We start from the raw sequence: 13,370 nt of genomic DNA on the forward strand, positions 1-13,370 counted from the left end.
AGGGGGATTGCCAATGAAGACCGTCATGTTTCTCAACGGGCCGAATGCCAATCTCTACGGGCTCGACCCGAAGGGTACGTACGGCACGGACAGCTTTCCCAAGATCGAAGCCGCCTGCATGGCCCGGGCGGAGCAGCTCGGGTTCCATCTCCATTTCCGCCAGTCCAACCATGAAGGCGTGCTCATCGACTGGATCCAGGAGGCACGCCGGAGCTGCGATGGCCTGCTCATCAACGCCGCCGGGCTTACCTACACCTCGATCGCGATCCTCGATGCGCTCCTGGCATTCGATGGCCCGATCATCGAATGCCACATGAGCAATATCTGGAAGAGGGAGCCGTTCCGCCACCATTCCTTCATATCCAAGGCGGCGACCGGCGTTATCGCCGGGCTGGGCGTACGAGGCTACCTGCTCGGCCTTTCCGCGATGCGCGACATGATCGCCGGAGATGCGGCATGACGGACACGCTGGTCTTCCACAGCGGCCCGGACCCGTTCGGGCCCTGGCGCGATGCGCTTGCCCCGCATCTGGGCAAGGATGTCCTGATCGAGGAGTCCCACGCCGTCACCGACCCGGAAGCGGTCCGGTTCGCGCTGGTCTGGATGCCGCCCGAAGGCTTCTTCGATCGCTTTCCCAATCTCGAGCTGGTGATCAACCTGGGCGCCGGGGTAGACCGGCTGGTTGCCCGCAAGGACTTGCCGGACGTTCCGATAACCCGGCTGTCCGACCCGGACATGGGCCGGATGATGGCCGGATTCGTCCTGTTCTCGGTGCTCCGCCACGCCCGCGAGATACCGCATTTCCAGGCGGCGCAGGCCCGTCGCGAGTGGAGCTACCGGCACCCGCGGGCCGCGCAGGACATCACCGTCGCGGTTCTCGGCCTCGGCGAGCTCGGCGCCCCGGCCGCGATCGAAGTCGCCCGCCAGGGCTTCGATACGCATGGCTGGGCGACACGGCCGCGCGACCTGCCCGGCGTTACCGTCCACTGCGGTGAGGAGGCCCTGCCCGGCCTTTGCGCCAAGGCCGACATCGTGGTGTGCATGCTGCCGCTGACGCCCGGTACCCGGAGGCGTCTGGACGCCTCCTTCTTCGCGCGGTTGAAAGCCGGTGCGGCCTTCGTCAACGTCTCGCGCGGGGAGGTCGTGGACCAGGGGGCGCTGGTGGCGGCCCTGCAGGCAGGCAGCTTGTCCGGGGCGACGCTCGACGTCTTCGAGACCGAGCCGCTGCCGTCCGACAGCCCGCTCTGGGATATGCCGGGCGTATTGATAACCCCGCATCTTGCTTCCGTCGCACTGCCTAAAAGTGCCGCACCGCAGATCGCCGCCAATATCCGTGCAGTCCAGGCCGGGCAGCCGCTTGCAAACGAAGTTTCGCGGGTGCGCGGCTACTAGGCAGGATGCCGCCCTATTGAACACTTGCCTGCGGAGGCCCGAGCGTGTCCTTCGAAAACGTATTTCCTTACAGACGATTAGACGAATGAGGCAGCAAAAGCTTCGCACTGGATAGGTATTTCCAGTTAGGCTTCCCCTTCCGTCTCCCCGCAATATTGCCCCGACAGCTCACCCGGCAACGGCGCATGCCTCAACAGATGGGAACAACCATGAGACGCCTTCTCCTGACCGCATCGGCATTTGCTTTCCTGACCTCGTCGGCCTTCGCCGAGACACTCGTGGTCAGCAGTTGGGGCGGAAGCTTCCGCGACCTGATCGCCGAAGCGATCGCGACGAAATTCACCGAGGAAACCGGCGTCGAAGTCGAGTTCATCACCGGCGGCACCATCGACAGGCTGAACCAGGCGAACCTCAGCAAGGACAACCCGGAGAGCGACGTGACCTTCACCACGTCCCATGTCGGCTGGCTGTACCGGAACCAGGGCCTCTTCGAGGATCTGGATATGTCGAAGATCCCGAACGCGGCCAATCTCGTCGAACAGGCGAAGATCAGCCCGTCGCATATCGGCGCCTGGGCCTATGTCTACACGATCGGATATCTTCCCGACCTCGTCCCGCAGGACGTGACCTTCGAAAGCTGGAACGATCTGTGGTCTCCCGAGCTGAAGGGGATGATCGCCGTTCCGGACTTCGACCCCTCTCACATAATCGCCGTCGCCGCAAAGCTGGAAGGTGTCGATATCGAGAACTGGCAGCAGGCCGAGGACAAGCTTCGGGCGCTGCAGCCGAACCTGAAGGCGTTCTATACCAACGATGCCAACTCCCAGCAGCTTCTGTCGACGGGCGAGACGCCGGTGCAGGTGCTCCTGTCGATGAACGCCTACCACATGCAGTCCGAAGGGCTGGACGTGAGGCTGGCCATCCCGAAGGAAGGCGCCGTGCTCGGCATCGATACGATGGGCATCACGAAGGGCAGCACCAAGCAGGACCTGGCCTACAAGTTCATCGACACGGCCCTCGACCCTGAGGTCCAGGCCCGGATCGCCGAAATCAAGAAGGGCAGCCCGGTCGTATCGAACGTCCAGCTGCCGGAAGAGCTGGCGTCCCTGCCCGGCATCTTCACGACGCCCGAACAGTGGGAAAGCCAGACGCTGATAATCCCGCACGAGTTGCGCGCCGAGAAGACCGGAGAATGGCGTCGGTGGTTCTCGGAAAACATGACCGCCGGCAACTGAGCCCGTATCGCCCCGCCGCATCGGCGGCGGGGCCTCTTCCCTTCCCGATCTGGTCCGCCGCATGTCGAAGCGCCCATTCCTTCGCTGGTTCGCCTCTCCGTCGATCCTCATCGCGTTCGGCATCACGGCATCGTTCCTGGCCATCGTCCAGTACAGTTTCCGCGCCCATATCCCAGGATCTCTGGATCCCGGCGGCCTGACGCTCGACAATTTCACGACGCTCCTGAAGGCGGTCTACGGCCAGGCCTTCCTGAACACGGTTCTGCTGTGTCTCTGGACGGCGCTGTTTACCCTGCTGATCGGATATCCGCTGGCCTACGCGATGATCCGGGCCAAATCCGCCAGGTTACGCAGCGCGATCCTGCTGATCTCGCTGACGCCGCTCTTCCTGGGCGAGATCGTACGCACCTATTCGTGGATGATCGTGCTTGGCAACCGGGGCTTCCTCAACGCCTTCCTGCTGCAGATCGGCCTGATCGACCGACCGTTGAACCTGATGTTCACCATGACGGGCGTGGTGATCGCGCTTGTCCACTTCACCCTGCCGATCGTGGTCGTGATGCTGGCCGCCGCCCTGTCGCACATCGACCGCAACCTCGAGCGTGCGGCGCGCTCCCTCGGCGCGGGCCGCATACGCAGCTTCCTGACGGTGACGCTGCCCTTGTCGGTGCCCGGCATCGTCGCCGCGACATCGACGGCCTTCGCATGGACGTTCTCCGCCTTCGCCACCCCGCAGATGATCGGCGGCGGCCAGGTACAGACCATCTCGACGCTGGTCTATCAGGTCGGCTTCGCGTCCTTCAACTTCCCGCTGGCTGCCTCGCTGTCGCTCGTCGGACTGCTCTTCACCCTCGCCGTCCTCGCCTTCTTCAATGCCGGACTCGGCCGGCTCGAACGGATCGGAGCGCACTGACCATGAAGAAAAGCGTGTCCGACCGCATTCTGGACTGGGGTGGGGCGATCCTCGTCACGTCGATCCTGTGCTTCGTGCTGATGCCGTTCCTGGTGGTTGCGATCGCCTCGTTCAACGATGGCGCGATCCTGTCCTTTCCGCCCCGGAGCTGGTCTTTCCGCTGGTATGCGAACGCCTTCCAGTACCGGGATTTCGGGGCGGGCCTCGTCAATTCCCTGAAGGTGGCGGCGGTCGGCGCAACCATCGCGATGGTTGCAGGCGCCGGCTTCGCCTATGTGCTGGACCGATACGAGTTCAGGGGCAGGAGCATCCTGAACGCGATCCTGATGTCGCCGCTGATCATCCCCAACTTCACCATCGGCCTCGGCCTGCTGATCCTGTCGGCCGCTGCCTCCCTGCCCCGTTCGATCTGGCTCGTCGTGGCGGTGCACGTCATCATCGTCTTCCCCTTCGTCGTACGCTCGGTCTACGTGTCGCTGCGCAATTTCGAGCGGCGCTACGAACAGGCGGCCGAAAGCCTCGGCGGCGGACCGCTGCACGTCCTCCTGACGATCACCCTGCCGCTTCTGGTGCCGGGCCTCGTTTCGGGCGGCCTGTTCGCCGCGATCCTGTCGTTCAACGAGTTCACCGCCTCGCTCTTCGTCGTCAACCAGAGCACGCAGACCCTGCCGGTCGCCATGTACAACTACGTTCGGGAGTATGCGGACCCGACGCTGGCCGCGCTGTCCGTGGTCTACGTGGTCGTCGTCGCCGCCATCCTCCTGATCGTCCACAAGATCTTCCGCCTCGAAAAGGTTCTCAATGTCGAGTGAGATGCCCATTCCCGCAGCGTCTTCGGACATGCCGGACGCCGCCGTCCAATTGGATGGCGTGGCCAAGTCCTTCTCCGGCATCATGGCGCTCGACCCGATCTGGCTGAAGATGCGGCGCGGCGAGTTCATGACGCTGCTGGGGCCGTCCGGCTGCGGAAAGACCACGCTGCTGAACCTGATCGCCGGCTTCCTCGAAGCCGACGCAGGCGAACTCTTCATCGAGCGCGAGCTCGTCACCCAGGTTCCGCCGCACAAGCGCGAAATCGGCATCGTCTTCCAGAACTACGCGCTGTTTCCGCATATGAGCGTCGCGCAGAACGTCGCCTATGGCTTGCGGACCCGCCGTGTCGCCAAGGCGGAGATCGCCGAGCGCGTCCGAGAGGCGCTTGCGCTGGTGAAGCTCCAGGATTTCGCCGACAGGCGCCCCCGACAATTGTCCGGCGGCCAGCAGCAGCGTGTCGCGCTGGCCCGGGCACTGGTGATCCGCCCGCGCGTCCTGCTGCTGGACGAACCGTTCTCGGCCCTCGATCGCAACCTTCGGGGCGCGATGCAGGTGGAACTGCGCGAGATCCAGACGCGGCTCGGGCTGACCACGGTCTTCGTGACGCACGACCAGAACGAGGCGCTCAGCATGTCGGACCGCATCGCCGTCATGTCGCGCGGGCATATCCGCCAGATCGGCAGCCCGGCCGACATCTACGACAGGCCGCAGAGCCTCTTCGTCTCCACCTTCGTGGGCGACGCCAACCTGTTTTCGGCGACGTTGCGCAAGAGATTCGACTCCACCGCCGAAGTCGAGATCGGCGATACGCCCCTGAAGCTGACGCTCTACCAGGATGAAGTGCCCGCCGTGGGTCCGGTGACGGTGTTCGTCCGTCCGGAGCAGTGCCGCCTGACCGAGCCGGGCGACCCCTTGTCCATCCCGGCGCGCGTCGCCTTGTCCGTCTATCAGGGCAGCTACGCCGAACTTTACCTCGACTGTCCGGCCGCGACGTCCGGACGCGTGATGCTGCGCGTTCCGGCGGCCGGGGCATTCGCGCCGGGTGTCGCGGTCGGGATCGCCCTGCCGGAACAGGGCGCCGCGATCTACGCCCGGGAGGATGCCCTTTGACCCGCACGATGAAAGCCGTGATCGCCGCACGGCCCGGCGGACCGGACGTGCTGACGCTGGTGGACCGCCCCGTTCCTGCGCCCGGTGACGGCGAGGTGCTGATCGAAGTTGCCGCCGCCGGGGTGAACCGCCCCGACATCATGCAGCGCTCCGGTGCTCTGCCCGCGCCGCCCGGCGTCTCCGACGTGCTGGGGCTGGAGGTTGCGGGGGAAGTCGTCGCCATCGGCGCCGATGTCGATCCTGCCGCCCTCGGCACGACGGTGATGGCGCTGCTGAAGGCCGGCGGATACGCCGAACTTGCCGTGGCTCGGGCCGCCCATTGCCTGCCCGTACCGGACGGCTTGAGCCTCGAGGAGGCCGCCGTGCTGCCCGAAGGGCTTTTCACGATCCGGCACAATCTGTTCGAGCGTGGAGCGCTGCGGCCCGGCGAAACCGTACTGATCGAAGGCGGCGCCAGCGGCATCGGCACCCTTGCCTCGCAACTGGCGCAGGCGATGGGCGCCAAGGTGATCGTCACGGCCGGCGGATCGGAAAAATGCGCGCGCCTCGCCGCCATGGGGGCCGATGCGATCGACTACCGCAAGGCGGATCTGGCCGCGGAAGTGCTGCACCTGACCGACGGGCGCGGCGTGGACGTGGTGCTCGACATCCTGGGCGGCGATGCAGTCAACAGCCATCTTGCCTGCATGGCGCCCGGCGGACGCCATGTCGGCCTGTCCTTCATGACCGGCATGATCGCGCCGGTCGACCTCGGCCTGCTGATGCGCAAGGGGCTCTGGCTCACCTCGTCGACGCTCCGGCCCAAAAGCGACGGAGAAAAGGCCGCGATCGCCGCCGACGTCCGTGAAACGCTGCTGCCACTGCTGGGGCCCGGCAAGGTCCGGCCCGTCCTGTCGAGCACCTTCCCGCTTGCCGACGCGGCGCGGGCCCATGCGCTGCTGGAGGGCGGCGACAATTTCGGAAAGATCGTACTGACCACGAGGGAAAGAAGCTGAACCATGGCTCATTTGCGACATCGCAAGTTCAACACGCGCGACACCTATCCCGAGCAGAAGCTCGATAACGACCTGTCGCAGGCCGTCGTGGCCCGGGGAGGAACCACCATCTTCCTGCGCGGCCAGTGCCCGCAGGATCTCGACACCGCCGAAAACATCGCCAGCAGCGACCCGGTGGAGCAGACCCACAAGGTGATGCAGAACATCCGCCAGCTGGTGCAGGAGTGCGGCGGCGAGATGGAGCATGTGACCAAGCTCGTCGTCTATCTGACCGACGTGCGCCACCGCGAGGCCGTCTATCGGACCATGGGCGAATACATCAGGGGCGTCTTTCCGGTCTGCACGGGTTTGACCGTGGTGGCCCTGGCCCGTCCAGAATGGCTGGTCGAGATCGACGCGACCGCCGTCATCCCCGATTGAGCGCACCCCAGAAGACGGAAAGGGCGGATGCCCAGGGAGTTTCCATGACTTTTTCGATCGTCGGCCACTGCCCGGAAACGGGAATGTTCGGTGTCGCCATATCCTCCTCGTCGCCGGCCGTCGCCGCGCGCTGCTCCTTTGCACGGGCCGGCGTGGGCGCCGTCGCCACGCAGAACGTGACCGACCCGCGGCTCGGCCCGCATGCGCTGGACCTCATGGAGCGGGGGGCCAGCCCGCGCGAAGCCCTGGCGATCCTGGAACGCAGCGGCGCGCATATGGCGTTCCGGCAGGTCCTGGCGGTCGGACGCTCGGGCGAAAGCGCCATCTATTCGGGCACCGAGGTGCTCGGCATGTGGTCCGAAGCCCAGGGCCGCGATACCGCCGCGGCCGGCAATCTACTTGCCGATGCCGGCGTGCCCGAAGTCATGGTCCAGCATTTCAGCAACTCCGAGGGCCATCTCGGGCAGCGCCTGTTGGGCGCGTTGCGCGCCGGCCTGGATGCCGGCGGCGAGGCAGGACCCGTTCACTCGGCCGGGCTGCTGCTCGTCGACGCGCAAAGCTGGCCGCTGGCCGAGCTTCGGATCGACTGGAGCGACGCGTGCCCGATCGCGGCGCTGGAACAGGCCTGGTCGGTCTACCAGCCCCAGATGGCCGCCTATGTCACCCGCGCGCTGGACCCGCGCCAGGCGCCGTCTTATGGCGTTCCGGGAGATGAGTGACTAACCTCGCCGCGTCCGGACGAGGTTCTTCGAGGGATTGCCATGCCGCTTCGCTTCACCCTGCGACAACTGGAATATTTCATTGCCGTGGGTGAAGCCGGCAGCATCGCGCTGGCCGCCGAGAAGGTGAACGTCACCGCGCCGTCCATGTCGTCCGCCATCGCGCAGCTCGAAGCGGGGTTCGGCGTCCAGCTCTTCACGCGTCGCCACGCTCAGGGCTCGGCCCTGACGCCGACGGGAGAACGCTTCATGGAGCAGGCGCGGGTGGTCCTGGAAAACGCGGCCAAGTTGAACGATCTGGCCAACATCTATACCGGAAGCGTCCTCGGCTCGCTGCGGATCGGCTGCCTGCGAACCTTCGTGCAGCTCATGGTACCGCAATTGCGCCGCACCTTCGAAAGCCGTTATCCCAGCGTGGAGTTCAGCCAGGTCGAACTGGACCAGGCGCAGATCTTCGATGCACTCGGGTCGGCCCGGATCGACGTGGCGCTGACCTACGACATCGCGCTGCCCAGCGACATCGACTTCCAGCCGCTGCGCACCCTGCCTCCTTACGTCATGGTGGATGTGGATCATCCGCTGGCCGGCCGCACCAGCCTGACGGCCGACGAATTGCTGGGGCACGGCATGGTGCTTCTGGATATGCCGCACAGCTCCGACTACTTCCTGTCGCTGTTCCGGGGCTTCGGACAGCGTCCGCGCATCGCCGAACGCACCTGCGAGATTTCGATCCAGCGCAGCCTGGTCGCCAACGGGTTCGGTTTCGGCATATCGAACATGCGCACGGTCTCCGACATCTCGATGGACGGCAAGCAGTTGAAGTTCATACCGCTGCATACGCCGGTGCCGCCGCTGCAACTGGGCATCGCCATTTCGCGCGCCGCCCACGTGTCGCGCACCATCCAGGCCTTCATCGACCACTGCCACGAAGCCGCGGATTCGGGCAGCCTGCCCGGCCTGCTGGCCTGACGGACATGCCCTCATGATACCCGAGACAACCGATATCCTTGCCCGGCTGGTGGCCTTCCCGACCCTGTCGCGGCAATCGAACCTGGCGCTTCTCGACTACGTCGAGGGATTGCTGGCCCCGGCCGGCATCCGTCTCGAGCGCTATGCCAGCGACGACGGCACCCGCGCCAACCTGTGGGCCAGCGTCGGGCCAGACATCGCCGGCGGCGTGGTGCTGTCCGGGCATTGCGACGTGGTGCCGGTGGAGGGGCAGGACTGGTCCGGCGATCCGTTCCTCCTTCGGCTCGAAGGAGGGCGTCTCTACGGGCGCGGAACCGCCGACATGAAGGGCTTTCTCGCGGTGGCGATCCGGGCGATGCTGCACGCCGCCGGCGAGACGTTGAGCCTGCCCCTGCATCTCGCCATTTCCTATGATGAGGAGATCGGCTGTCTCGGCGTGCGCGGCATGCTGGACATGCGCCGGATGCACCCGGCCCGGCCGGCCCTTTGCCTGATCGGCGAGCCGACGGGAATGCGCATCGCTACCGGGCACAAGGGCAAGCGCGCCCTGCGCGCCTGTTGCCTTGGCCAGGAAGGCCATTCGGCGCTGGCGCCCGAGGCGTTGAACGCGCTGCATCTCGGCGCCGAGTTCGTGACCCGCCTGCAGGCCCGGCAGGCGGCGCTGGAGGCAGCCGGCGCGCGCGACGATGCCTATGACATTCCCTATTCGACGCTGCATGTCGGCACGATGCATGGCGGCACGGCGCTCAATATCGTGCCTCGGCGCTGCGACCTCGAGTTCGAGCTGCGCAATGTCGCCGCCGACGATCCCGACGCGATCATCGCCGGCGTCGTGGCCGATGCCGAGGCGATCGCCGCCAGGCATCGCGGGCGGTTTCCGCATGCCCGGATCGATGTCGAGGAGGTCTCGGGCTATCCGGGGCTGGATACGCCCGCCGATACGCCGGCGGTCGGGTTGCTGCAATCGATGCTCGACAGCGGCGATCCCCCGATCAAGGTGGCCTTCGGCACCGAGGGCGGGCTGTTCCACGAAGCGCTGGGTATACCGACGCTGATCTGCGGCCCGGGCCACATGGCCCAGGGCCACAGGCCGGACGAGTTCGTCGACGAAGACCAGCTCGCCGAATGCGAACGACTTCTGGGCGCCATCACGGCGATGCTTGCTGACCGAGGCGCGCACCCTTCAGCAAGGTTGCGGCATGGTTGAGCGCGGCGCCTGCCGCTTCGGCCATCTGCGGCAGGATCATCCATTCCAGTGTCCAGGCAGCGCCGGAGCGCTCGTTCTCGTGGATCATGGATTGGTGGAGCGTGCCCATCAGACCGGCGTTCAGCCGGCCGATCGCAACCAGCAACTCGGCGCCGACGGGGTTGTTCTTGTGCGCCATCGCGGATGACGCGCCCCCGCCCGACAGGGTGACCGCTCCGCGCTCGGCCATCGATGCGATGTCCTGGCCGACCTTGCCGAGCGTGCCGGTGAGAAGCGCAACCCCCTGCGCCGCATCGAGGATGCGGGTACGGTCCGTATGCCAGGGCGCGGCGTCCGCAAGGCCGAGCTGCCGGGCAAGGTGGCGCCGGACCTCCGGGGCCTTGCCCCCGAACCCCCTTCCGTCGCCGACCGGCCCGCCGAGCTGGATGGCAAGGTCCGCTTTGAGGTCTGCAAGCCGTTCGCGGTGATGGATAAGCGGCCTGCTCCAGCCTTCCAGCTTGTCCGCAACGGTGATCGGCAGCGCCGCCTGCATGCGGGTATGGGCCATCAACGATTTTTGCCCGTCAGTGCGCTTTGCCGCGTCGACGGCGTCGATCAGGCGGTCCAGCCGCTTGCCCAGCACGTCGAGAATACCGCTCAGCCGCAGCATCAGCCCGGTGTCGATCGCGTCCTGGCTGGTCGCACCCAGGTGAAGCGCAACGCCATGCGGGTCGCGGATGGACGCGCGCACCTGCCGAACGAGTTCGGGCACGATGACGCCGTCTCGCCGGAGCCCCGCCGACAGCCTGTCGCTGTCCGCAACGAATGCCGCGACGGCGCTTTCGATGGCGGCGGCGGCGGCGGGCTCGATCAGCCCCGCCTCCGCCGTCGCCTGCGCAAGCGCCGATTCGAACCGCAGGATCGCCTGGATCTCGGCTTCGGGTGCAAGGAAGCCGGCGATCTCCGCATCGCCCGTCAGGACATCCAGCAGGGAGCGCATGCGTCAGACCCTTTCCAGCGCTACGGCGATGCCCTGCCCGACGCCGATGCACATCGTGGCAAGCGCCCGCCGCTTCCGCGCAAGCGCCAGTTCCAGCGCCGCGGTGCCGGCGATCCGCGCGCCGGACATGCCGAGCGGGTGCCCCAATGCGATCGCCCCGCCATTGGGGTTCACGCGGTCGTCGTCATCGTGGATGCCGAGTTCGCGCAGGCACGCCAGCCCCTGGCTGGCGAACGCCTCGTTCAACTCGATCACGTCGAAATCCGTAGTCGAAAGGCCAAGCCGGGCCAGCAGTTTCCGTGTGGCGGGTACCGGGCCGATACCCATGACGCGCGGCGCGACGCCGGCCGCCGCGCCGCCGAGAACCCGTGCCATCGGCGTCAGGCCGTGGCGGCGCGCCGCCGCCTCCGAGGCAAGGATCAGCGCCGCGGCCCCGTCGTTGACGCCGGATGCATTGCCGGCAGTCACCGTGCCGCCCTTGCGGAAGGGCGTCGGCAGTGTCGACAGCGCATCCATGGTCGTCTCCCTCGGATGCTCGTCACGATCGACCGTCTTCGACAGGCCCCGCTTCTGCGGCACGGTGACTGGGACGATCTCCCGTGCCAGCCGGCCACTTGCCTGCGCAGCCGCAGCCTTTTGCTGGCTAAGAAACGCGAACGCGTCCTGGTCGGCGCGTTCGACGCCGAACGCCTCCGCCACGTTCTCGGCGGTCTCCGGCATGGCATCGACGCCGTATTGCGCCCTCATGACGGGGTTGACGAAGCGCCAGCCGATCGTCGTGTCGTGGATCTCGGCGTGGCGCGAGAAGGCCGCATCCGCTTTCGGCATCACGAAGGGCGCGCGGCTCATGGATTCGACGCCGCCGGCGACCACCAGTTCGGCTTCGCCGGCGCGGACGGCGCGGGCGGCCGTCAGGACCGCATCCAGCCCCGAGCCGCACAACCGGTTGATGGTCGTACCCGGTACGCCTTCCGGCAGGCCGGCCAGCAGGGCCGACATCCGCGCGACATTGCGGTTGTCCTCGCCGGCCTGGTTGGCGCAGCCGTAGACGACATCGTCCACCGCCGCCCAGTCCACCCCGCCATGGCTTTCCATAAGCGACTTCAGCGGCACCGCACCCAGATCGTCGGCCCGGACGGCCGAAAGCGCGCCGCCGAAGCGACCGACGGGCGTACGCACATAGGCGCAGATAAAGGCTTCGGCCATGTCAGAGCTCCGGAGCGGTAAGGTCGGCGATCGTCGGCGGCAGGATAAGCGTCGCGCCCGTTGCCGCCTGCAGGTCTTCCAGGGACACGGCGGGAAGCTTTTCCCGCAGGATGAAGCGTCCCCCCTCGATATCGACGACGGCGAGGCTGGTATAGACCCGCGTGACGCAGGCGACGCCGGTCAGCGGCAGCGAGCACGCCGTCACCAGTTTCGGCTTGCCGTCCTTCGTCATGTGATCCGTGATGACCGCCACGCGTTTTGCCCCATGGACGAGGTCCATCGCTCCCCCGACCGCCGGCACGCCCCCTGGCCCGGTCGACCAGTTGGCAAGGTCTCCCGTCTCGGCGACCTCGTAGGCCCCGAGGATCGCGACGTCGAGATGGCCGCCGCGCACCATCGCGAAGCTGTCGGCATGATGGAAGAATGCGGTGCCCGGCTTTATGGTGACAGCCTTCTTGCCGGCATTGATGAGGTCCCAGTCCTCCTCTCCGTCCGGCGGCGCCTCTCCGAAACCGAGGATGCCGTTCTCGGTGTGGAAGATCGCCTGTCGGCCCGGAGGCTGGAACCGCGCCACCATCTCCGGAAGGCCGATGCCGAGATTGACATAAGCGCCATCCTCGATGTCCTGCGCCGCGCGCCAGGCGATCTGCGCCGGGGTGAGCCGGGCGCTCATACAACCGCCTCCGGGTAGCGCGCGTCCTGACGATTGAGCGCCTCTTCCTGTGCAGGCATGGCCACCTCCACGACCCGCTGCACGAAGATGCCGGGCGTCACCACATGCTCCGGGTCGATTGCACCGGGCAGGACGATCTCGGATACCTGGGCGATGCTTACTCCGGCGGCCATGCACATCAGCGGATTGAAGTTGCGGGCCGCCTTGTTGAAGACGAGGTTGCCCAGCGTATCGCCCCGGTGCGCCTTCACCAGTGCGTAATCGGCTTTCAGCCATCGCTCCTGGACATAGGGCCGGCCATCGAATTGCGTGACGGGCTTGCCCTCGGCCAGCGCGGTGCCATAGCCGGTCGGCGTGTAGAATGCTGGGATGCCGGCTCCGCCCGCACGTATCCGTTCGGCCAGCGTACCCTGCGGCACGAGTTCCAGTTCGATCCGGCCGGCCCGATACAGTTCGGTAAAGACACGGGGGTCTGCCGAACGCGGGAACGAGCATATCAGCCGCGCCACCATGCCCTGCTCGATCAGCGCCGCCAGTCCGACATGGCCGTTGCCTGCATTGTTGTTGACGACGGTCAGCCCGGTCGGGTGGCCGGTCGCGACGAACCGGTCGATTAGCGCATGGATCAGCTCGATCGGCGCGCCGGAACCGCCGAATCCGCCGATCATCACGGTAGCGCCGTCCGGAATGTACGCTACGGCATCGGCCAGGCTGGAAACGGTCTTGTCCATCGGTCCCA

The 13,370-nt window shown here is 66.6% G+C and carries 15 protein-coding genes; 11 read left to right on the top strand and 4 right to left on the bottom strand.

The features are described 5' to 3' along the window. Window positions 1-13 precede the first annotated feature (13 nt). The 11 genes from NDN16_RS17435 (at window position 14) to argE (ending at window position 9,773) form a co-directional block, all read left to right on the top strand. Window positions 14-460 (top strand): type II 3-dehydroquinate dehydratase, encoded by a 447-nt coding sequence (locus NDN16_RS17435; protein WP_251114736.1) that lies wholly within the window; start codon window positions 14-16, stop codon window positions 458-460. Further along, entirely contained in the window at window positions 457-1,392 is a 936-nt protein-coding gene (locus NDN16_RS17440) for a 2-hydroxyacid dehydrogenase (protein ID WP_251114737.1), read from the top strand. The genes NDN16_RS17435 and NDN16_RS17440 overlap by 4 nt, the downstream gene beginning before the upstream one ends. A gap of 209 nt (window positions 1,393-1,601) precedes the next feature. Beyond that, window positions 1,602-2,627, top strand: coding sequence for an ABC transporter substrate-binding protein (locus NDN16_RS17445; RefSeq protein WP_251114738.1), 1,026 nt, complete (start codon window positions 1,602-1,604; stop codon window positions 2,625-2,627). A gap of 61 nt (window positions 2,628-2,688) precedes the next feature. Then, window positions 2,689-3,540, top strand: a complete 852-nt coding sequence (locus NDN16_RS17450) for an ABC transporter permease (protein ID WP_251114739.1) — start codon at window positions 2,689-2,691, stop codon at window positions 3,538-3,540. Window positions 3,541-3,542: 2 nt separating this feature from the next. Beyond that, a complete protein-coding gene (locus NDN16_RS17455; protein WP_251114740.1) occupies window positions 3,543-4,352 on the top strand; it encodes an ABC transporter permease in 810 nt (269 codons plus the stop codon). Next, complete coding sequence (locus tag NDN16_RS17460; protein ID WP_251114741.1) at window positions 4,342-5,463, top strand: ABC transporter ATP-binding protein; 1,122 nt, start codon at window positions 4,342-4,344, stop codon at window positions 5,461-5,463. Before NDN16_RS17455 ends, NDN16_RS17460 begins: the two co-directional genes overlap by 11 nt. Continuing rightward, window positions 5,460-6,458 (top strand): NAD(P)H-quinone oxidoreductase, encoded by a 999-nt coding sequence (locus NDN16_RS17465; protein WP_251114742.1) that lies wholly within the window; start codon window positions 5,460-5,462, stop codon window positions 6,456-6,458. The genes NDN16_RS17460 and NDN16_RS17465 overlap by 4 nt, the downstream gene beginning before the upstream one ends. Window positions 6,459-6,461: 3 nt before the next feature. Continuing rightward, complete coding sequence (locus tag NDN16_RS17470; RefSeq protein WP_251114743.1) at window positions 6,462-6,878, top strand: RidA family protein; 417 nt, start codon at window positions 6,462-6,464, stop codon at window positions 6,876-6,878. Window positions 6,879-6,922: 44 nt separating this feature from the next. Next, on the top strand, window positions 6,923-7,597 hold the full coding sequence (locus NDN16_RS17475) for a DUF1028 domain-containing protein (RefSeq protein WP_251114744.1): 675 nt from the start codon (window positions 6,923-6,925) through the stop codon (window positions 7,595-7,597). Window positions 7,598-7,639: 42 nt separating this feature from the next. Beyond that, window positions 7,640-8,566 carry a LysR family transcriptional regulator gene (locus NDN16_RS17480; RefSeq protein WP_251114745.1) on the top strand — a complete coding sequence of 309 codons (927 nt, stop codon included), beginning with the start codon at window positions 7,640-7,642 and terminating at the stop codon, window positions 8,564-8,566. Window positions 8,567-8,579: 13 nt separating this feature from the next. Further along, window positions 8,580-9,773, top strand: a complete 1,194-nt coding sequence (gene argE, locus NDN16_RS17485) for an acetylornithine deacetylase (protein ID WP_251114746.1) — start codon at window positions 8,580-8,582, stop codon at window positions 9,771-9,773. Here argE and NDN16_RS17490 read toward each other — a convergent pair. From NDN16_RS17490 to NDN16_RS17505, 4 genes are read right to left on the bottom strand one after another with little or no spacing between them, the layout of a single operon-like run. After that, a complete protein-coding gene (locus NDN16_RS17490; RefSeq protein WP_251114747.1) occupies window positions 9,715-10,752 on the bottom strand; it encodes a 3-carboxy-cis,cis-muconate cycloisomerase in 1,038 nt (345 codons plus the stop codon). The two genes, argE and NDN16_RS17490, sit on opposite strands and share 59 nt — an antisense overlap. Before the next feature lie 3 nt (window positions 10,753-10,755). Beyond that, on the bottom strand, window positions 10,756-11,958 hold the full coding sequence (gene pcaF, locus NDN16_RS17495; RefSeq protein ID WP_251114748.1) for a 3-oxoadipyl-CoA thiolase: 1,203 nt from the start codon (window positions 11,956-11,958) through the stop codon (window positions 10,756-10,758). Window position 11,959: 1 nt separating this feature from the next. Then, entirely contained in the window at window positions 11,960-12,631 is a 672-nt protein-coding gene (locus tag NDN16_RS17500) for a 3-oxoacid CoA-transferase subunit B (RefSeq protein WP_251114749.1), read from the bottom strand. Then, on the bottom strand, window positions 12,628-13,362 hold the full coding sequence (locus NDN16_RS17505) for a 3-oxoacid CoA-transferase subunit A (protein WP_251114750.1): 735 nt from the start codon (window positions 13,360-13,362) through the stop codon (window positions 12,628-12,630). The genes NDN16_RS17500 and NDN16_RS17505 overlap by 4 nt, the downstream gene beginning before the upstream one ends. Window positions 13,363-13,370 lie beyond the last annotated feature (8 nt).

The organism is Aureimonas altamirensis (assembly GCF_023702225.1).
Classification (GTDB): Bacteria; Pseudomonadota; Alphaproteobacteria; order Rhizobiales; family Rhizobiaceae; genus Aureimonas; species Aureimonas altamirensis_B.